At 71.8% G+C, this 20,252-nt stretch carries 17 protein-coding genes; 12 read left to right on the plus strand and 5 right to left on the minus strand.

Features of this window, described 5'->3' with window-relative positions; translation table 11 throughout:
* Positions 1–114: 114 nt before the first annotated feature.
* The 3 genes from GA0070611_RS22285 to GA0070611_RS22295 all read right to left on the minus strand — a co-directional run bounded on the left by GA0070611_RS22285 (position 115) and on the right by GA0070611_RS22295 (position 5,254).
* The gene (locus GA0070611_RS22285) at positions 115–1,611 is read right to left on the minus strand and encodes a glycosyltransferase family 87 protein (protein ID WP_091667484.1); all 1,497 of its coding nucleotides are present in this window, start codon (positions 1,609–1,611) and stop codon (positions 115–117) included.
* Positions 1,612–1,730: 119 nt separating this feature from the next.
* The gene (locus tag GA0070611_RS22290) at positions 1,731–4,595 is read right to left on the minus strand and encodes a transglycosylase domain-containing protein (protein ID WP_091667486.1); all 2,865 of its coding nucleotides are present in this window, start codon (positions 4,593–4,595) and stop codon (positions 1,731–1,733) included.
* Between the two features lie 194 nt (positions 4,596–4,789).
* Complete coding sequence (locus tag GA0070611_RS22295; protein WP_091667489.1) at positions 4,790–5,254, minus strand: DUF5318 domain-containing protein; 465 nt, start codon at positions 5,252–5,254, stop codon at positions 4,790–4,792.
* Between the two features lie 174 nt (positions 5,255–5,428).
* Between GA0070611_RS22295 and GA0070611_RS22300 the strand changes: the two genes are divergently transcribed.
* Both GA0070611_RS22300 and GA0070611_RS22305 read left to right on the plus strand, forming a co-directional pair.
* Positions 5,429–6,067, plus strand: a complete 639-nt coding sequence (locus tag GA0070611_RS22300) for a PadR family transcriptional regulator (protein WP_091667492.1) — start codon at positions 5,429–5,431, stop codon at positions 6,065–6,067.
* A gap of 23 nt (positions 6,068–6,090) precedes the next feature.
* Positions 6,091–7,170, plus strand: coding sequence for an inositol-3-phosphate synthase (locus tag GA0070611_RS22305; RefSeq protein ID WP_091667494.1), 1,080 nt, complete (start codon positions 6,091–6,093; stop codon positions 7,168–7,170).
* 192 nt (positions 7,171–7,362) lie between these two features.
* Here the strand turns inward: GA0070611_RS22305 and GA0070611_RS22310 are convergent, their stop codons facing one another.
* Entirely contained in the window at positions 7,363–7,851 is a 489-nt protein-coding gene (locus GA0070611_RS22310) for a methylated-DNA--[protein]-cysteine S-methyltransferase (protein ID WP_091673282.1), read from the minus strand.
* 70 nt (positions 7,852–7,921) lie between these two features.
* Here GA0070611_RS22310 and GA0070611_RS22315 point away from each other — a divergent pair, with 70 nt between their 5' ends.
* From GA0070611_RS22315 to GA0070611_RS22330, 4 genes are read left to right on the plus strand one after another with little or no spacing between them, the layout of a single operon-like run.
* Positions 7,922–8,434 (plus strand): SigE family RNA polymerase sigma factor, encoded by a 513-nt coding sequence (locus GA0070611_RS22315; RefSeq protein ID WP_091667495.1) that lies wholly within the window; start codon positions 7,922–7,924, stop codon positions 8,432–8,434.
* Positions 8,431–9,522, plus strand: coding sequence for a TolB family protein (locus GA0070611_RS22320; protein WP_091667496.1), 1,092 nt, complete (start codon positions 8,431–8,433; stop codon positions 9,520–9,522). The genes GA0070611_RS22315 and GA0070611_RS22320 overlap by 4 nt, the downstream gene beginning before the upstream one ends.
* 15 nt (positions 9,523–9,537) lie before the next feature.
* Complete coding sequence (locus tag GA0070611_RS22325) at positions 9,538–10,083, plus strand: hypothetical protein (protein ID WP_091667499.1); 546 nt, start codon at positions 9,538–9,540, stop codon at positions 10,081–10,083.
* Between the two features lie 27 nt (positions 10,084–10,110).
* On the plus strand, positions 10,111–11,607 hold the full coding sequence (locus tag GA0070611_RS22330; protein ID WP_091667501.1) for a flotillin family protein: 1,497 nt from the start codon (positions 10,111–10,113) through the stop codon (positions 11,605–11,607).
* Between the two features lie 42 nt (positions 11,608–11,649).
* Here the strand turns inward: GA0070611_RS22330 and GA0070611_RS22335 are convergent, their stop codons facing one another.
* The gene (locus GA0070611_RS22335) at positions 11,650–13,110 is read right to left on the minus strand and encodes a CCA tRNA nucleotidyltransferase (protein WP_091667505.1); all 1,461 of its coding nucleotides are present in this window, start codon (positions 13,108–13,110) and stop codon (positions 11,650–11,652) included.
* Positions 13,111–13,239: 129 nt separating this feature from the next.
* Here GA0070611_RS22335 and murJ point away from each other — a divergent pair, with 129 nt between their 5' ends.
* The 6 genes from murJ to trxA all read left to right on the plus strand — a co-directional run bounded on the left by murJ (position 13,240) and on the right by trxA (position 20,243).
* Positions 13,240–14,985, plus strand: coding sequence for a murein biosynthesis integral membrane protein MurJ (gene murJ, locus GA0070611_RS22340; protein ID WP_091667507.1), 1,746 nt, complete (start codon positions 13,240–13,242; stop codon positions 14,983–14,985).
* Positions 14,986–15,391: 406 nt separating this feature from the next.
* Positions 15,392–17,008 carry a protein kinase family protein gene (locus GA0070611_RS22345; protein WP_091667510.1) on the plus strand — a complete coding sequence of 539 codons (1,617 nt, stop codon included), beginning with the start codon at positions 15,392–15,394 and terminating at the stop codon, positions 17,006–17,008.
* Between the two features lie 43 nt (positions 17,009–17,051).
* On the plus strand, positions 17,052–17,783 hold the full coding sequence (sigM, locus tag GA0070611_RS22350; RefSeq protein WP_091667513.1) for an RNA polymerase sigma factor SigM: 732 nt from the start codon (positions 17,052–17,054) through the stop codon (positions 17,781–17,783).
* Entirely contained in the window at positions 17,780–18,748 is a 969-nt protein-coding gene (locus tag GA0070611_RS22355; protein ID WP_091667515.1) for a hypothetical protein, read from the plus strand. Before sigM ends, GA0070611_RS22355 begins: the two co-directional genes overlap by 4 nt.
* A 179-nt stretch (positions 18,749–18,927) precedes the next feature.
* Positions 18,928–19,881: a thioredoxin-disulfide reductase gene (gene trxB, locus GA0070611_RS22360; protein ID WP_091667518.1), complete on the plus strand. Its 954-nt coding sequence runs from the start codon at positions 18,928–18,930 to the stop codon at positions 19,879–19,881.
* A 38-nt stretch (positions 19,882–19,919) separates the two neighbouring features.
* Complete coding sequence (gene trxA / locus GA0070611_RS22365) at positions 19,920–20,243, plus strand: thioredoxin (RefSeq protein WP_091667521.1); 324 nt, start codon at positions 19,920–19,922, stop codon at positions 20,241–20,243.
* The last annotated feature ends 9 nt before the right edge of the window (positions 20,244–20,252 follow it).

The following is a 20,252-nucleotide window of genomic DNA, read 5'->3' on the forward strand; positions in this document are numbered from 1 at the left end:
AGGCTTGATCCCTGCGCCGGCTGGGCTCCCGCCAACCTCTCGTGAGCGCCGGGCCGCCCGGGGTTGCGCGACTTCCGGGCGACTCGGAGCTGTCGGATCCCGCCTCCTGGGGCGTCAGGCGGTGACGGGTTCCGGGGCGCTGGCGGTGGGACGGCGGCGGGGGAGCCAGGGGGCGTCGTCGGCGCCGTCGAGGACGCCGCCGTCGGGGTCGTCGGCGTAGGTGGCGCGGACCGCGTCGCGCTCCGGGCGGAGGATGTCCCGGATCACGAACCCGCAGAGCACCGCGACGGTGATCAGGCGGAGGCTGGCGGCCAGCACGAAGACACCCTCGGGGAAGACCGGTCGGCTGGTCACCGAGCCGAGCAGCTCGCCGTAGAACGCGGTGAAGTAGCAGACCTCGGCGACCTGCCAGGCCAGGAAGGCGCCCCAGCGGGGGCGGGCGAGCACCGCGAGCGGGAGCAGCCAGAGCACGAACTGCTGGGACCAGACCTTGCTGAAGATCAGGAAGGCCGCGACCACCAGGAACGCGAGTTGGGCGAGCCGCGGCCGGCGCGGGGCGAACAGCCCGAGCGCGGCCACCCCGAGGCAGGCCAGCCCGAAGAGCAGGTACGACACCCAGTTCAGCGCGCCGATGTGCGCGTTCAGCCACTCGAACGGGCCGAGGTCGCCGGGGGCCGACGGGCTGATCTTGCCGTCCAGGTAGCGCCCGATGTACCACAGGGTGCCCCAGTCGATGGGTCGCTCGGTGTTCAGGTCGAAGAAGCGCCGCCAGTTGTCGACGTACGGGATCGCCACCGGCAGGTTGACCGCGACCACCGCGACCACCGCCGTGCCGACGGCGGTGAGGGCGGCCCGGATCCGGCCGGCCCGTAGCCCGAGCACCAGGATCGGGCCGAGCAGGAACAACGGCCACATCTTGGCCGCGCCGGCCAGCCCGAGCAGCACCCCGGCGAGCGCCGGTCGACGGCGGGCCCAGGCGAACAGCCCGAACGCGGCCAGCCCGACCGCGAGCAGGTCCCAGTTGACGGTGGCGGTGAGCAGCAGCGCGGGCGCGAGCGCGAAGAGCGCCGCGTCCCATGGTCGTCGGCGGCGCAGGTTGAGGATGACGGCGACGGTGGCGACGGCGAGGGCGCTCAGCACCAGGGCGTTCAGGTTGTAGAACCACCGACCCTGGTTGATGCCGGGGTTGTCGACGCCGAGCGCGTGCACCGGCAGCCCGAGCGCGCCCATGAAGTAGCCGGTCACCACCGGGTACTCCACCGGGTGGTCGGCGTAGGGCACCTTGCCCTCGTTGAGGCCCTCGGCGTAGTAGAGCGCCAGCACGTCCGTGTAGCACATCCGGGTGTACTGGACGTTGTTCTGCCAGGCGCCGTCCTGGCACGGGGACTTCTGCACCCAGTGCAGGGCGAGAGTCAGACAGACCAGGGCCAGCACGATCCGGGACGCCGTCCAGAAGCGACTCTCCCGGCCGGCCGGTCGATCCAGGGCGACCGCGTGGTCGCCGAGCGGGCCGCCGATCAGCTCGGACGCGCCGCGTACGAAGCCGTCGGAGCGGGACGGGTGGTCCGTGGTCCCGGTCTCGTCGATGCCGGCCGTCGACTGGGTGCTCATGGAGAGGAATCCTGCCGTACGTCGGGCCGATCCGTCCCGTCCCGAGCGCAGATTTCCGGTACGCGGAACGCCGACGGCGGCCGGACCGGGTGGTCCGACCGCCGTCGAGGGGCGCTGGGTCAGTACGTCTGCCGCGGTGGCGCGGTGCTCGGCAGGATGCCGCCACCACCACCGCCACCACCCGGGCCTGGCGGGAAGCCGGGGCCGGTGTTGTTGCCGCCACCGGTGTTGCCGCCACCGTTGTTGTTGCCACCGTTGTTGTTGCCACCGTTGTTGTTGCCGCCGTTGTTGTTGCCGCCGTTGGGCGGGCAGAACAGCCCGGTCGGGTCGGTGCAGGGCTGGTTCGGTGCCGGCGGCGGCGGGGGCGGGGGCGCCTCGCCGTTGCCGGCCTCGTCCTTGCCGAGGTTCGCGGCCGGCGGGAAGTCCAGCTTCTCCTTGCCCTTGAGGGCGTCGTTCATGAAGCGCTGGAAGATCGCGCCGGGCATCTTGGCACCGGAGATGTCGTTCTTGTCGGCGTCCTTGATCGCCTTGCGGGCGCCGACGTTACCGACCCAGACGGCGGTGGCGAGCTGCGGCGTGTAGCCGATCATCCAGGCGTCGCCGTTCGCCCGGGGCTGCTTCGGGTCGCCGAGTTCCCAGGTGCCGGTCTTCTCGGCGGCCTTGCGCCCGTCGTCGAGGCGGCGGTTCACCTTGGCCGGGTACTGCTCCAGCACCGAGGTGACGTCGGCGACGATGTTCGGGTCGATCCGCTTCTGCGACTTGAGCTTCTCCCCACCCACGGTCTCCCACTTGCCGGTGGTGGTGTTCTGCTTCTCGACCTTCTGCACGAAGTGCGCCTTGTTGTAGACGCCCCGGTTGGCGAAGGTGGCCACGCCGTTCGCGTGGTCGAGCACGGTGATCGGGTACTGGCCGTAGCCGATCACGTTGAAGAAGGGTTCCGGCGCGAGGTCCTTCGGGTCGGCCTTGACCAGGTCGTACGCCTTGGCCGGGTTGGTGTCGGTGCGCCACATGGTGGTGACGCCGGCCTGCTTGGCCATGTCGAGCACCTTGTCCGCGCCGATCTTCTCGGTGATGTAGTAAAACGGCACGTTCAGCGACTTCAGGGTGGACAGTTCCAGCGTGCAGGAGTCGCCGCAGTCGACCCGGTCGGCGCCGGCGTTGCTGACCTTGAACTCGGTGTCCTTCGGCGTGAACGCCGTGCCCTTCCACCGCGACTTGACCGAGATGCCCGCGTTGATCGCGGCGGCCAACGTGTAGATCTTGAAGCTGGAGCCGGGCGAGTGCCCACCGCTGAGCACCCCGTTGTCGGTGTTCTTGCCGGCGTAGTCGGTGCCGGTGCCGTTGTCACCGCCGTAGTACGCCCTGACCCGACCGTTCGACGGGTCGATCGACACCACCGCCGCCATCAGGTTCTTCGGCTGGTCGTAGAGCTCGGACCCCTTGCGGGCGCGCTGGGCGGCGTCGAGCGCCGCCTCCTGCATCCGGGTGTCGATCGTGGTGGTGACCTTGTAACCGCCCCGGCTCAGCGCCTGCGAGCAGAGCGGCTTGGCCGACGTGGCGGCGGCCTCGTCGTCGGTGCAGAGCCCCATCTCGCGGATCTCCTGCGAGACGTAGTTGATCACGTTGCCGTACGGCGTGTTGACGCCGAAGTCGCCGTTGTTGTTCTTGGACGGCGGCTTGAGCGACTTCAACGGGTACTCGGTGGGGTGCGGGGGCTTGCCCGGCGCGTCCAGCCACCCCTCGGTGATCATGCCGTTGATGACGTAGTTCCACCGCTCCAGCGCGGCTTCCTTGTTGATCGCCGGGTCGTAGCCCTTGTGGGTGGCGCTCGGCTCCGGCTGCTTGATCAGTGCCGCCAGCACCGCGGCCTCCGCCGGGGTCAGCTTCGAGACGTCCTTGCCGAAGTACGTCTGCGCCGCCGCCTGAATGCCGTACGCGCCCCGCCCGAAGTAGATGACGTTCAGGTAGTGCTGCATGATCGTCGGCTTGTCGTACTTGTCGTTCAGCTTGGAGGCGAGGATCGCCTCCTTCACCTTGCGGCCGTACGTGTCCTGGTTCAGGTTGTCGAAGGCGTTGCGCGCGTACTGCTGGGTGATGGTCGAGGCACCCTGCTTGTCACCGCCGGTGAGGTTGTTCCAGGCGGCCCGGGCGATGCCCTTGTAGTCGACGCCGTCGTGCCGGTAGAAGTTCCGGTCCTCGGCCGCGGCCACCGCGTCCTGCACCCACTGCGGGATGTCCTTGATCGTGACGAGCTGCCGGTTCTGGTCACCCACCTTGGCGATGACCTTGCCGTTCGACGAGTAGATGGTGGTCGACAGCGGCGGGATGGTGTCCTCGGGGAGGAGCACCTTCTGCGAGTACCAGGTGAAGCTCACCACGCCGATGCCGGCGAGCATGATGAAGACGGCGAAGCCCGCGATCAGCATGTTGATCCGCCGGCGCTTCTTGGCCCGGGCCGACGCCGCCGGGTCGTCACCGCGACCGCCGCGACCGAACCCACCCGGGCCACCCGGTCCACCCGGACCGCCACCGGCCATGCCGGGGACACCGGCACGGGCCACCGCGGCGCGACCACCCACGGCCGCCGAGCCGACGCTCGCCCGGCCCGCCGTGCCCACCGAGGCCGCGCCGACCGAGGCGCGCCCGGCCGGTCCGGCCGGGGACACCGGCACGGAGGCCCGGCCGGCACCGGGCCGACCCGGCGCGGCGCCCGGTGCGGGCGAGACCGGAACCGAGGCGCGACCCGCGCCGGCCCGACCGACCGACGCCGAGCCGGCCGCCGGGTTACGGGGCGCCGGAGCGGCACCGCCGACCGAGGCCCGACCGCCGGCCGCACCGGGCGGCGGCACCGAGGCGCGGGCCGAGGGCACGCCCTCCGGTCCGGAGGACCAACCGTTCCCGCGGGCACCCCCGGAACCGGGGTCGCCGTTCGGGCCCGGGATCTGGGCCCGCCCACGCGAAGAACTGGGATCGCCGTAGTTCATTCCTCACACCCTGCCGGTCGCGGTGGGGCGCGGACGCGCCGCCACCGGGTTGCCGTGAGCTGGACCACGAGACGCTACACCCCGGGCTTGCCGGGGCGCAGCCGTCAAATCCGACCTATGCGGACTTATCAGACTTGTCAGCTTCGGGACGTGCACCCCACCCGTCTCGTGGGGCTCGACCCGGACAGCCGACATCACCGTTGCGCCTCTCGCCTTCGACGAGGGGCCGAACCGGTCGGCGCGGACGTACCGCTCACCACTTCCTGCTCCGTCCCGTCCTCCGTGCCACCGACGAGCCCGTCCCGGCCGAGCAGGAACTGCTCGACGAGGTGATTCCAGTCGCAGCCAGGGCACACCTCCACCACGAAGACCTGGAACTCACGCAGCGTCATCGCCAGGACCGGCAACTCGGCCCGGGTGCGGGCCTGGCCGGCGGACTGCTTGAGTTCGTCGCCGTAAATGTAGTGGACGTGGATCAGGTTCTCGCTCCGGCAGATCGGGCAACGGTCATCGGTGGACTCACCGTGGAAGCGGGCCGCGTTCTTCAGGTACGGCGAGGCGTCGCAGACGTCGTAGGTGCCGATCCGGCCGGCGAGGAGTTCACGCAGCACCGCTCGCTTCTGGAGCGAGTAGTCGACGACCTGGCGCTGCGTACGCATGCGGCAAAGGGTACGCGGTCCGACCGGGCGAGGCGACCACCGTCACGATGCGTGATGACATGCGCGCACAAACGTGGGTTTGCCCTGATCACGGCTCTCGACTAACGTGCGATGTATCGGTCCGATACATCGCGGCGGTTACCGCTCCGCGCCGGGGGTAAGAAAGGGTGGCCCGTGCTCGAGCTCGCCATCCTCGGCCTCCTGCAGGAGGCTCCGATGCACGGCTATGAGCTGCGCAAGGAGCTGACCGCCAAGCTCGGCGCCATCCGGGCGGCGATCAGCTACGGCTCGCTCTACCCGACCCTGCGTCGACTGCAGGCGGCGGGCTGGATCACCGAAGCCGCCGAGACGCCCGCGACCGCCGAGGAGGTGCCCGCCCTGACCAGCCGACGCGGTCGGGTGGTCTACACCATTACCGCGGAGGGCAAGGAACGCTTCGCCCAGCTGATAGCGCAGGCTGGACCCGAGACGTACGACGACACGGGCTTCGGCGTGCACTTCGCGTTCTTCGCCCGCACCGACCAGGCCACCCGGCTCCGGATCCTGGAAGGTCGTCGCCGCAAGATCGAGGAGCGTCGCGAGGGTCTTCGCGACGTGCTCGGCCGGGCGGCCGAGCGGCTCGACGCGTACACCCTGGAACTGCAACGCCACGGGCTCGACGCCTGTGAACGTGAGGTCCGCTGGCTGGAGGAGCTCATCGCCAACGAGCGCTCCGGCCGAGCGCCGACGGTCCCGCGAGCCGGGACGGCCGGCGGCGCACGAGATAACGACAGCCCGCCTCCGCCTGGAGAGTCCAGGAAAGAGCGGCCGTGATGAAGAAGAAGGAGGCAGACGCTATGGGCTCCGTCCGCGTCGCCATCGTCGGTGTGGGTAACTGCGCCTCGTCCCTCGTCCAGGGCGTGGAGTACTACCGGAACGCCGACCCGAACGACCGCGTCCCGGGTCTCATGCACGTCACCTTCGGCGACTACCACGTATCCGACGTGAAGTTCGTCGCGGCGTTCGACGTGGACGCCAAGAAGGTGGGCATGGACCTCGCCGAGGCCATCGTGGCCAGCGAGAACAACACCATCAAGCTCTGCGACGTGCCGCCGACCGGCGTCACCGTGCAGCGCGGCCCGACCTTCGACGGTCTCGGGCAGTACTACCGCGAGATCATCGAGGAGTCGGACGCCGAGGCCGTCGACGTGGCCCAGGCGCTGCGCGACGCGCAGGTCGACGTGGTCGTGTCCTACCTCCCGGTGGGCTCCGAGCAGGCCGACAAGTTCTACGCCCAGGCCGCCATCGACGCGGGCTGCGCCTTCGTGAACGCCCTGCCGGTGTTCATCGCCTCCGACCCCGAGTGGGCGAAGAAGTTCGAGGACGCGGGCCTGCCGATCGTCGGTGACGACATCAAGTCCCAGGTGGGCGCCACCATCGTGCACCGCGCGCTGGCGAAGCTCTTCGAGGACCGCGGTGTCGAGTTGCTGCGCACGTACCAGCTCAACTTCGGCGGCAACATGGACTTCATGAACATGCTGGAGCGCAACCGCCTGGTCTCGAAGAAGATCTCCAAGACCCAGTCGGTGACCTCCCAGATCCCGCACGAGATGAGCAAGAGCGACGTGCACATCGGCCCGTCGGACCACGTGCCGTGGCTCGACGACCGCAAGTGGGCGTACATCCGCCTGGAGGGCCGCTCCTTCGGCGACACCCCGCTCAACGCCGAGCTCAAGCTCGAGGTGTGGGACTCCCCGAACTCGGCCGGTGTCATCATCGACGCCGTCCGGGCCGCGAAGATCGCGCTGGACCGGAAGATCGGTGGCCCGATCCTCTCCGCGTCCTCGTACTTCATGAAGTCCCCGCCGGTGCAGTACGCCGACCACGACGCGCACGCCGCCGTCGAGGCGTTCATCGCCGGTGAGGTCGAGCGCTGACGCGCTGACCACCAGCACCACCGAGGGCCGGGTCCGCACGGACCCGGCCCTCGCGCGTTCAGTCCGACATCTCCAGGTACGGCGACAGCCGCAACGCCAACTCCCCGAGCAAGGGGCGGGTCAGCGGTCTCCCAGCATCTCGAGAAAGATGGTGGCGAGGACCGCTCGGACCGGGGCGGACCAGCGGTGCGATCACCCCTCGGGCAGCCAGGCGCGTTGCAGCGCCACCCGGGCCTCCAACTCCAGCAGGGTGACCTTGCGCGGCAGCCCGCCGCCGAAGCCGACCAGCTTGCCGCCCGCCCCGACGATCCGGTGGCAGGGCACCAGCACCGGCACCGGGTTGCGGTTGCAGGCCACCCCGACCGCCCGGGCCGCGCCCGGCTCCCCGACCGCCTTCGCCACCTCGCCGTAGGTGAGCGTCTCCCCGTACGGGATCCGGGTCATCTCCCGCCACACGGCGCGCTCGAACCCGGAGCCGCGCTGCACCTCGACCGGCACGGTGAACCCGGTCAGCTCCCCGGCGAAGTACGCCCGCAGCTCGGCCACCGCCAGGGCGGCCACCTCGTCGCCCGGCTCCTCGACGGCCGACCCGGTCCGCCCGAAGTGGGCCGCCCGGACGGCCACGCCGTCGGTGGCGACGGAGAACTCACCGATCGGCGAATCGAGCACGGTCCAACGCATGCCGACCATTGTCCCGCCCGGTGAGGCAAAGTTCCGGTCGCCCCGGGCGTCTGAGCTACGGAGGTGGGCGGTGGCAGAGGTGGTCGACGGGGAGTTCACCGCGTTCGTCAACGAGCGGGGAGCGGCCCTGCTCCGGGTCGCGTACGCGCTCGCCGGGGAGCAGCACGCGGCGGAGGACCTGCTGCAGAACGCGCTGGCCAAGGCGTACGCCCGCTGGCCCCGGATCCGCGGCGACGCGGAGCCGTACGTGAAGCGGATCCTGTACCACGACCAGGTCTCCGGCTGGCGGCGGCGGGCGCGGCGCGCGGAGATCCCCGTCGCGGAGCCGCCCGAGCGGGCCGCCGCCGCCCCGGACCCGGACCTGCGGTTGCTGCTGCGCAACGCGCTGCTCGCGTTGCCGCCCCGGCAGCGGGCCGTGCTCACCCTGCGCTACCTGGAGGACCTCAGCGTCGAACAGACCGCCGCGCTGCTCGGCTGCCGCGCCGGCACGGTGGCCAGCCAGGCCTCGAAGGCGCTGGCGAAGCTCCGGCACCTGGTCCCCGGCCTGGACGAGCTGACCGACCACGCGGAGGTGACGCGATGAGCAGCGGGCTGGACGAGACCCTGCGGGCGGCCGTGCACGAGCTCGCGGACGAGGTGGGGCCCGCCGCCGACCTGGCCGGCCGCGCCATCGGCCGGGGCCGGCGGCTGCGCCGCCGTCGGCGCGCCACCGTCGCCCTCGGCACGCTCGCGGCGGTCGTCGCGGTCGTCCTGCCGTTCGCGCTGCTCCGGCCGCAGCCGGCCGCGCGGCCGACGGCCCCCACCACCCCGGCGGCCACCGCCTCACCGACCAGGCTGGCCACCCCGGGGGCGAACTGGACCGCCGGACCGCTGGTGCTACCGGGCGGTTGGGTGGTGACCCGGGCGCAGGCCAAGGGTGGCTCCGGCAGCGGTTTCCTGCTGGACCGGGCACGGGGTCGCTACGTCGCCACCGATCGCTACGACGGGATCTACCCGGCACCGACCGGCTCGCTCGTCGCGGTCCGCGACGAGGCGCGGCCCCGGCAGGTCGGCCTGATCGACGTGTCGAGCGGGGCGACCCACTGGTACGAGGTGGGCCGGGCACTCTCCGTCCCACGATGGTCGCCGGACGGCCGGCGACTGCTGTTCACCACCTACCAGCTCGACCACTTCGGCTTCATCGTCATGGGGACGGACGGCACGAGGAAGACCCACCGGATGACCGGATACGCAGGCTGCAGCGACTACTGCGACTTCACCTGGAGCCGGGACGGTCGGGAGGTCGTCCTGCCGCAGACCGGTGGCGAGCACGACGAAGCACGACGGGACGCCCGCCGGGGCGTACAGCTGTTCTCCGCCGACGACGGCCGGCCGACCCGACTCGTACCGATACCCGGCGACCCGTCCGGTCCCTGGGCATGGTCCCCGGACGGGAAGCTCGTGGTGGTCCAGGGTCGGGAGGAGCCCCTGCTGGTCGAGACGGCCACCGGTCGGACGGTGAATCCGTTGCCGTCCGCCGAGGCGGTGTGGGTCTCCGACGACCGGCTGCTCTACCGGCGGCCACTCGGGCAGGGCGACTTCACGCTCGCCGACCCGACCGGGCGGGAGCTGGTCCGTCAGCCGTTGCCGAAGGAGTTGATCAGCCTGGAGGTGCTGATCGCGCCACGCTGACCGTTCGGCCGGTTCGTGACCTTGCACGGCGTCGATACCGTGCAGGTCGTGGCCACGGGGACGCTCATCTTCCTGATCATCGGCGGGTCGGGGGTCGGTGTGCTCGCCCTCGCCCTGGTCGGCTCCGGGCTGCTGCACCTCGGTCATCCCGACGTCGACGGTCCCGCGTCGCTGGAGGCGGTCGCCGGGTTCACCGGGGCCTTCGGCTTCGGCGCCGCCATCGTCAACGAGATGCTCGGTGGGCGTACCCCCGGCATGATCGCGGCGGCGGTGGCCGGCGGCGTGCTGGCGGCCGTGCCCACCGCGTGGCTGGCGGCCCGACTCAGCCGGGCGGCCCGGAACATGCGTACCGACGCCACCCCCACCCGCAGCCACCTGGCCGGCGCCACCGGTCTGGTGGTCACCCCGATCCCCACCGACGGTTACGGCGAGGTGCGGGTACGCCTCGCCGGCCAGCCGGTGAAGCTCAACGCCCGGGCCGACCGCCCGCTCCCGGTCGGCGCCCGGATCTTCGTGGTCGAAGCGCTCAGCGAGACCAGCGTGCACGTCGAGACCTACTGATTCCCCTTCGCACAGACGGGACCCTCCATGCCCCTGCTCGTCGCCATCGGCGGCGCGGTCCTCCTCGCCGTCCTGCTCGTCCTGTTCGTGCTCTCCCGGATCAAGGTGGCCGGCCCGAACGAGGCGTTCATCGTCACCGGCCGCAAGGGCCGGACCACGCAGACCGCCGACGGTGGGCGCTCCACCGACATGTCCGGGCAGAAGGTCGTGCTCGGCGCCTCCGTCTTCGTGCTGCCGGTGGTGCAGAAGCTCCAGTCGCTCGACCTGTCCAGCCGCCGGATCGACGTCGGCATCCGGGGCGCGGTGAGCAAGCAGGGCATCCGTACCGACCTGCACGGCGTCGCGATCGTGAAGGTCGGCGGCACCGAGGACGCCATCCGGGCCGCCGCCCAGCGCTTCCTGCACCAGCAGGCCGAGATCGACAACTTCACCCGGGAGGTGCTGGCCGGCGCGCTGCGTTCGATCGTCGGGCGGCTCACCGTCGAGGAGGTCATCCGGGACCGGGCGGCGTTCGCCAGCGCGGTCGCCGAGGAGGCCGAGCACTCGATGACCAACCAGGGCCTGGTGCTGGACACCTTCCAGCTCCAGGACATCCTGGCCGAGGGCTCCTACCTGCAGGACCTGGGCCGGCCCGAGGCCGCCCGGGTGCTCAAGGACGCGGCCATCGCCGAGGCCCGGGCCCGGCAGCAGGCGGAGCAGGAGCGGCTGCTCGCCGAGGAGGCGATCGCCGAGGCGAACCGGAACCTCTCCCTCAAGCAGGCCGGCATCCAGGCCGAGATCGACGCCGCGAAGGCCAGGTCGGCGGCGGCCGGGCCGCTCGCCCAGGCCGAGCGGGACCAGGCGATCCTCTCCGAGCAGCAGAAGGTGGCCGAGCGCAACGCCGAGCTGAAGCAGCGGCAGCTCGACACCGAGGTGCGCAAGCCGGCCGACGCCGCCCGGTACAAGGTCGAGCAGGAGGCGGAGGCGGCCCGCAACGCGGCCGTGCTGAACGCCGACGCGCAGCGCCAGGCCACCATCGCCGCCGCGCAGGCCGCCGCCGAGCAGTCCCGGCTCACCGGTGAGGGCGAGCGGGCCCGCCGGGCCGCGCTGGCCGAGGCGAACGCGATCGAGGGTGCCAAGGAGGGTGAGGCCGAGCAGCGCCGGCGGACCGCGATCGCCGACGCGGTCGAGCGGGAGGGCCAGGCCGAGGCGGCGGCCATCCTGGCCAAGGGTCAGGCCGAGGCCGAGGCGATGGCCCGCAAGGCCGAGGCGTTCGCCGCGTACGGCGAGGCGGCCGTACTGGACCTGCTGGTGAAGGTGCTGCCGCAGGTGGTCGAGGCGGCCAGCGCCCCGATCGGCGCGATCGACAAGATGACGGTCATCTCGACCGACGGCGCGTCCTCGCTGACCAAGTCGGTGGCCGGCAACGTGGCCCAGGGCCTCCAGCTCGGCAGCGACCTCACCGGCATCGACCTCGCCGGGCTGCTCGCCAAGCTGGGCGGCGCCCACACCAACGGCACCGGCAAGCCGGCGGTCGAGGCCTGACCGACACGCGTGGGGTCCCCGGTCCGCCGGGGGCCCCGCCCGTCAGGAGACGATGCCCTGGTCCCGGGCCCAGCGCAGCAGTTCGGCCTCGGCCTCGTCGCGGTCCAGCGGGCCGCGCTCCAGCCGCAGCTCCTTCAGGTGCTGCCAGGCCTTCCCCACCACCGGTCCCGGCGGTACGCCGAGCAACTCCATGATCGCGTTGCCGTCCAGGTCGGGGCGGACCCGGGCCAGGTCCTCCTCGGCGGCGATCCGGGCGATCCGCTCCTCCAGCGCGTCGTAGTCGGCCGCCAGCTGGGCCGCCTTGCGCCGGTTGCGGGTGGTGCAGTCGGAGCGGGTCAGCTTGTGCAGCCGGGAGAGCAGGTCACCGGCGTCGGTGACGTACCGGCGGACCGCCGAGTCGGTCCACTCGCCCCGGCCGTACCCGTAGAAGCGCAGGTGCAGGCCGACCAGCTTGACCACCTGGGAGGTCACGTCCTTGGGGTAGCGCAGCGCCTTCATCCGGGCCTTGGTCAGCCGCGCGCCCACCAGCTCGTGGTGGTGGAAGCTGACCCGCCCGTCCCCGCCGACGGCCTTGGTGGCCGGCTTGCCGACGTCGTGCATCAGCGCGGCCATCCGCAGCACGAAGTCGCAGCCGTCCTCTTCCATCGAGATGGCGTTGCTGACCACGGTGAGGGTGTGCTCGTAGACGTCCTTGTGCTGGGCGTGCTCGTCGATCTCCAGCTTGAGCCCGGTCAGTTCGGGCAGGAAGCGCTCGGCCAGCCCGGTGTCGACCAGCAGTCGCAGCCCGGTGACCGGGTCCGCGCCGCAGAGCAGCTTGCTGAACTCGTCGCGGATCCGCTCGGCGGTGATCCGGTCCAGGTCGGCCGCCATCCGGCTCATCGCCTCGCGGACCGCCGGGTCGACCGTGAAGCGCAGCTGGGCGGCGAACCGGGCCGCGCGCAGCATCCGCAGCGGGTCGTCGCCGAACGACTCCCGCGGCGTGCCGGGGGTACGGATCACCTTGGCGGCGAGGTCGGCCAGGCCGCCGTGCGGGTCGGTGAACCGGTGGTCGGGAAGGCTCACCGCCATCGCGTTGACGGTGAAGTCGCGGCGCTTCAGGTCGTCGTTCAGGCTGGTCCCGTACTCGACCACCGGGTTGCGGCTGACCTGGTCGTACGCCTCGGCGCGGAAGGTGGTGACCTCCAGCCGCAGGCCGTCGCGCTGGCAGCCGATGGTGCCGAACTCGCGTCCGGTCTCCCAGATCGACTCCGCCCAGCCCCGGACGATCTTCAGGGTCTGGTCCGGGTGGGCGTCGGTGCAGAAGTCCAGGTCGTCGCCGAGACGGCCGAGCAGGGCGTCGCGTACCGAACCGCCGACCAGGTGCAGTTCGTGACCGGCCCGGGCGAAACGCCGCCCCAGCTCGTCGGCGACCGGCGAGACACGGAGCAGCTCGGCGACGGCGTTGCGCTGCGCTGCGGTCAGCTCACGGCGTTCGGCGGCGTGGGATTCTGAGGCTTCGGACATGGGATCGCCAGCCTATCGGGCCGGGGCGGGATCAACTGCGCCGGGCGCGGGTAGCCGGTGCCGGTTGACTAAGGTCTGCGGTGTACGGGCCCGGAGGTCCGGCTCCGACGTACCCCATGGAGGCTGGAGATGAGTGGCGGCGGGCTCTACCGCAGCGCCAACGCGCACGGTGGCGGGCAGCCACCGGACGACGAGGCCACCTTCATCGCGGCCGAGCCGCTGAACCAGCCGGCCGTCGAGGCCACCGCGCCGCCGCAGGAGGTGGTCGCCGAGACCAGCGCCGCGGCGAACAGCGCGGTGATGGCGGTCGGCAGCCTGGTGAGCCGGGGTACGGGCTTCATCCGCAACCTGATGATCGGCGCGGCGCTGGGCGGCGGTCTGGTCGGCAACGCGTACACGACCGCGCAGTTCCTGCCGAACCAGGTCTACGAGTTCCTGCTCGGCGGCGTGCTGACCAGCGTGCTGATCCCGGTGCTGGTCCGTCGCCGCAAGGCCGACGCCGACCGGGGTGAGGCGTACACCCAGCGGCTGCTCACCCTGGCGGTGCTCACCCTGGCCGGGGCCGCGCTGATCGCGGTGATCCTGGCCCCGGTGCTCACCGCGCTCTACGCCAGCGGCAAGAGCGGGGACTACACCGGTCTGGTCAACGACCTGTCCTACCTGATGCTGCCGATGCTCTTCTTCACCGGTGTGAGCGCGCTGATCGCGGCGGTGCTGAACACCCGGGGCCACTTCGCCGCCCCGATGTGGGCGCCGATCCTGAACAACCTGGTGGTCATCGGCACCTGCGCGCTCTACCTCGCGACCTTCGGCGCGAAGCTCCTCAAGCCGGAGCAGATGGGCTGGGGCCGGATCCTGCTGATCGGCGGCGGCACCCTGCTCGGGGTGGCGGTGCAGACCGCCGGCCTGCTGCCGGCGCTGCGCAAGGTCGGCTTCCGGTGGAAGTGGCGCTTCGACTTCCGGGCGCTGGGCCTGCGCGAGCTGGCCCAGCTCGGCGCCTGGATGTTCTGCTACGTGGGGGTCAACCAGCTCGGCCTGTTCGTGGTGGTCAACCTGCTCACCCGTGCGGCGGGGGACGACAGCGCCGGCATCCTGATCTACAACAACGTGTTCCTGCTGCTGATGATGGCGCACGGCATCATCGCCGTCTCGATCATCACCGCGCTGATGCCCCGGATGAGCGCGGCGGCGGCGGAGGGCCGGTTCCGGGACGTGACCGCCGACCTGTCCCGGGGCACCCGGATGGTCACCGCGGTGCTCGCCCCGATCGCCGTCTGCTACGCCGTACTGGCCGCGCCGATCTCGGTGGTGGTCTTCCGGTACGGCGCGTTCACCGGCGACAACGCGACCGCCACCTCGACCGTGCTGCTGGTGGCGGCGGTCGGCCTGGTGCCGTTCGCGGTCAGCCAGCTCTTCACCTTCGCCTTCTACGCGCTGCCGGACACCCGCACCCCGGCTCTGATCAACATTCCGGTGGTGATCCTGCGGGTGCTCCTCCAGGTCGGTCTCTACTTCGCCTTCTCGGCCACCTTCGCGGCGGCCGGGATGATGCTCGGCAACGCGATCTCGTACCTGGCGGCGGCGGTCATCTCGGCGCTGCTGCTGCGGCCCCGGGTGGGCCGGATCGGGTTGGGCGGGATCATGCGCACCCTCGGCCGGGTGGTGGTCGCCGCGCTGGGCGCGGCCGTGGTCGGGCTGCTGGTGGTCAAGCTGCTGCCCGGCGACCCGGCGGACCTGAGCTGGGCGGCCGCCGCGGTGCAGTTGGTGATCGGCGGCGCGGTCATCGGGGTGACGTACCTCGGCCTGGCCATGGTGCTGAAGATCGGTGAGATCACCGAGGTGGTCGGCATGGTGCGCCGGCGGCTGGGCCGCTGACTGGCCCGGATGACAGACGGTGAACGAGGATCACCAGTCTGGGGATACGGCTGTGGATAACTCGGGATTCGGCCGTTCAGTGGGCCTCTCGGCCTGTGGACAACCAACCGTAAGGATGAGGGTGGGTGGCCGGACCGGGGGAACCCAGAGCCACGCCGGAGTTGTCGAAGCCCCTGCGGCGATTACTTGCCGTCAACCTCTAGATTGGCGGGAGCGCGTTGGCCGGTGACGGGGCAGGGACGCGGCGCGAGCCGTGCCCACTGGCGTACCACCGGTCAGGGCGGGAAGATGACATGTCGGAGAACCGGGCATCCCGGGTAAGGTCGCACTCGACGGGTACGGCAGGTGCCGACGTGGGCGTCGGCGCCGGTCTGCCGGTTCCTTCGAAGGCAGAGCGGGAAGCCACATGCCCAGCAGCACGGGTCCATCGATCGACACGATCACCGAGGGAGGACGGGTGACCCAGGTCGGCGAGGGTCAGGAGGCGGAGGAAACTGCGCCTCCGGTCATGACCTTCGGTGCTCCCACGGCCGGTGAGATCCTTGCCGAGCGGTACGAGCTGGTCGAGCACATCAACAACGACAGCGCGGGCCGGCTGGTCTGGCGCGGGGTCGACGTCGTGCTGCGCCGTCCCGTCGCGGTGGTTCTCCGCTACCCGGGTGGTGACTCCGCCACCGAGATGCTCCAGGCCGCTGTGGCGGCCAGTCGGGTGATCCACCCCAACCTGGTCGGCGTCTACGACGCGATCGACGAGGCCGACCGCGCGTACGTGGTGCGCGAGTGGGTGGACGGGCAGTCCCTGCGCGAGCTGGTCGCCGAGGACGGGCCGCTGGACCCGGCCCGGGCCACCGCCATCGGCAACGCCGTGGCCAGCGCCCTCGCCGCGGTGCACGCCACCGGCATGGTGCACGGCAACGTCCACCCCGGCACCGTGATGATCAGTGACGACGGCCGGGTGGTGCTGGCCGACGCGCGTACCGACGGGGCCGACAGCCAGGAGAACGACCTGCGGGCCGTCGGTGGCGTGCTCTACTTCGCGCTGACCGGTCACTGGCCGCACGGCGAGGCCCCGCTGCACGGTGCCACCGCTGGGCACGGTCGCGCCGCCCTGCCCGACGCGGTCCGCGACGCCGCCGGTTCGATCGCCGCGCCGCGCCAGGTGCGCGCGGGCGTCCCGGCGTACCTCGACGACCTGACCATGGACCTGCTCGACCCGGAGATCGCCCCGCCCTCGTCGGACGTGCTCTCGGCCGAGCTGAGCCGGCTGGACGTGCCCGCCGACGACCACTTCCTGGAGCAGGCCGGCCCGCTCCGCTTCACCAACGACAACGGCGAGGAGCCGTCCCCGCTGGCCTCGATGGGCGGCCGGAAGGTCGCCCTCGGCATCGCCGGACTGCTCGCGGTGGCCCTGGTCGGCCTGCTCATCGGGATCAGCGCCCTGGGTGGTGACGACAAGAGCCCCAAGAACCAGCCGGTGGCCAACCCGTCCAGCAGTGCGCCCGCCACGGGTGACGCCTCGCCGGCACCGGCCGCGGTGCGCCGGCTCTCCGTGGAGGACGTCCGGATCATCGACCCGGACAGCAAGCGGCGCGACGAGCTCGACGACGCCCAGCTGGTGATCGACGGAAACCTGGACAAGGGCTGGGAGACCCAGACCTACAACCGGGCCAACTTCGGCAACTTCAAGCGCGGCATGGGGGTCTGGATCGATCTCGGCTCCCCGCACACCGTCAAGTCGGTGCAGGCCGAGCTCTCCGCCACCGGCGCCTCGGCCCAGCTGCTCGCCGGCAGCGCCGACTTCCCGGTCTCCTCCGCCGGGGACAAGCAGCTGGTCGCCAGCTACCTCAAGTCGCCGATCGGGCAGCCGTTCGAGGAGCACGACGGCACCACGATGACCTTCAACGGGTTCGACCCGGAGCAGAAGTACCAGTACCTCCTCTTCTGGATCACCGAGCTGCCCGAGAAGGAGGGCGGCGGCGGCTTCAAGGTGGGGGTCCAGGAGATCACGGTCCAGGGCTCGTGAACCGTCCGCCGCGAGTTCCGCGCCGCCTCCTCCGGGCGGCCCGGTGACCGGTCGCGGCGGCGGTACGACCGGACCGGCGACCGGGGACGGTGCGCCGGCCGGCAGCTCCGACCACGACCTGCTGCGGGCGCACGTCGCGGGTGACCGGGACGCCTTCACCGAACTGTTCCACCGGCACTCCGACCGGCTCTGGGCGGTCGCCCTGCGAACGGTGGGGGACCGCGAGGAGGCGGCGGACGCGCTCCAGGACGCGCTGCTCTCCGCGCACCGCGCCGCCGCCCGGTTCCGGGGCGACTCGGCGGTCACCACCTGGCTGCACCGGATCGTGGTGAACGCCTGCCTGGACCGGATGCGGCGGCGGCAGACCCACGCCACCGTCCCACTGCCGGACGGGGTGCACACCGACGGCGAGGCCGGTTCGTACACCGGCGGGGTGGAGCCGGCCGCGCCGGTCCGCGACCACGACACCGCGCTGGTGGTCCGGCAGGCGCTCGCCGAACTGCCCGCCGAGCAGCGCGCCGCGTTGGTGCTGGTGGACGTGCAGGGCTACCCGGTGGCCGAGGTGGCCCGGATCCTCGGTGTCGCCGAGGGGACGGTGAAGAGCCGCTGCGCCCGCGGCCGGGCCCGACTCGCCGTGCTGCTCGGCCACCTGCGTACCGGCTCGGACGAGGCACCGGACGTGCGCCGGGTCACCGGAGGGAACCCACGCCCGCCCGAGGGCGTCGGATCCACGTCGGGCCGGTCCCGGCGGGACGCCAACCTGGAGGACTCGTGACTGCCCGGGAGTTCAGCGAGGTCGACCACGACCTGCTCGCCGACTACGTCGGTGGGGCGCTGGACGGCACCCCGGAGCAGGGCACCGTCGCGCGGCTGGTCGCGGAGGACCCCGCCTGGGGCGACGCGTACGCCGAACTGGCCCGCGCGTTGGACCTGGTGGGCGCGGACCTGGCCGACTGGGCGGGCGACGCCGAGCCACGGATGCCGGAGGTCGTGCTGGAACGGATCACCGCGGCCCTGGCCGGGGCCGGTCCCGCCCCGGACGGTCCGGCACCGGCCGCCGACGTACGGCGCGCCGCGCCGGGCTCGCCGGTCGTGCCGGCGCAGCCCACCGGCGGGAACCGGCCGGTCGGCGGGCCGCTCCGGCCCACGGACGGTCCGGGCCACACCGGGCCCGGACGGCGTGGTCGGCGCTGGGCCCGGATCGCCGCGCCGGTGACGGTGGCCGCCGCCTCGATCGCCGCGGTGGGGTTCGGCCTCAGCAACCTCGTCGGTACCGGTCCCGGCGGTGCGGGATCCTCGGCGCAGGACGCCGGCGCGCCGGCGGCGGCGCCGCGCGAGGCGGGGCCGTACCTGACGGCCCCGACGGTGACCAGCGGCACCGACTACACCCCGCAGCGGCTCTCGACGGGTGCCACCGGTGCCACGTTCGCCGGCCCCGGCGGCAAGGACGGGTCCCGGCCCGAGCTGGCCCCGGAGGGCGGCCGGGTGCCGGCCCTCGCCGGGCTGGACCGGCTCGGCCGGCGGGAGACCCTGGGCGCCTGTCTCGCGGCCATCGCCGCCGAGCACGGCACCGGCGCGGTCGACGTCAGCCTGGTCGACTACGCGTCGTTCCAGGGCAGCCCCGCGCTGGTGGTGACCTTCACCGACGCGAGCGGTGGCCGCTGGGCCTGGGTGAGCGGACCGGAGTGCGGTGTGCCCGGCTCCGGCGCGGACACCCGGTTCCGCACGCGGGTAGGGTGAGGGCGCGGTCATCGGCGGATGTCGTCCCACGTGACGTGACCCACCGGACGACCGGCTCGGGAATCCCCGCTTCGTACGATGACGTTCTGCAAGTCAGGCGCCGACACCGCCACGGTCCGTCGGCACTCGGATCGACATCGGTGCGCGCCGGTGACGAACACACACATCGGGAGACGGCAGTGGACGAGGTCCGCAACCTGATCATCATCGGCTCCGGGCCGGCCGGTTACACGGCGGCGGTCTACGCCGCGCGCGCCAACCTCAAGCCGCTCGTGATCGAGGGCGTGCAGTCCGGCGGCGCGCTGATGACCACGACCGAGGTGGAGAACTTCCCCGGTTTCGCCGACGGCATCCTCGGCCCCGAGCTGATGGACAACATGCGCAAGCAGGCCGAGCGGTTCGGTGCCGAGTTCCTCACCGACGACGTCACCCGGGTCGAGCTGAAGGACACCGGCGAGATCGGCTCCGACGCGGTCAGCACCGTCTGGGTGGGTGAGACGGCGTACCGGGCGCGGGCTGTCATCCTCTCCACCGGCTCGGCCTGGCGTCCGCTGGGCGTCCCCGGTGAGCAGGAATATCTCGGTCACGGCGTCTCGTCCTGCGCCACCTGTGACGGTTTCTTCTTCCGTGGCCAGCACATCGTGGTGGTCGGCGGCGGCGACTCGGCGATGGAGGAGGCGAGCTTCCTCACCCGGTTCGCGGAGTCGGTGACCATCATCCACCGCCGCGACTCGTTCCGGGCCAGCAAGATCATGGCCGAGCGCGCGCTGGGCAACGACAAGATCAAGGTCGAGTGGAACACCACGGTCGAGGAGATCCTCGGCGCGGACGGCAAGGTCAGCGGCGTACGGGTGCGCAACGTGCACACCGGCGAGACGAAGGTGCTGGACGTCACCGGCGTCTTCGTGGCGATCGGCCACGACCCGCGCAGCGAGCTCTTCCGGGACCAGGTGGAGCTCGACGACGAGGGGTACGTGAAGGTGCAGGCGCCCAGCACCCGGACCAGCGTCCCGGGCGTCTTCGCCGCCGGTGACGTGGTCGACCACACCTACCGGCAGGCGATCACCGCCGCCGGTACGGGCTGTGCGGCCGCGCTGGACGCCGAGCGCTTCATCGCCACCCTGCAAGGCTGAGACAAGTTCGGAAACACTTCCCGGAGGAGAGGTTCATAGTGGGAGCAACCAAGGCGGTCACCGACGCCAGCTTCGCGAGCGACGTGCTGAAGTCCGACAAGCCGGTCCTGGTCGACTTCTGGGCCGAGTGGTGCGGGCCGTGCCGCAAGGTCTCGCCGCTGCTCGAGGAGATCGCCGGCGAGATGGGCGACCAGGTCAGCATCGTCAAGCTCAACATCGACGAGAACCCCGAGACCGCGCGCGCCTACCGGGTGATGTCCGTGCCGACCCTCACCATCTTCAAGAACGGTGAGCCGGTGCAGTCCATCGCCGGCGCCAAGCCGAAGGGCGAGCTGGTCAGGCTCATCGAGTCGGCCCTCTGAGCCGACCCA

Origin of the sequence: Micromonospora auratinigra (genome assembly GCF_900089595.1) — a bacterium.
Classification (GTDB): Bacteria; Actinomycetota; Actinomycetes; order Mycobacteriales; family Micromonosporaceae; genus Micromonospora; species Micromonospora auratinigra.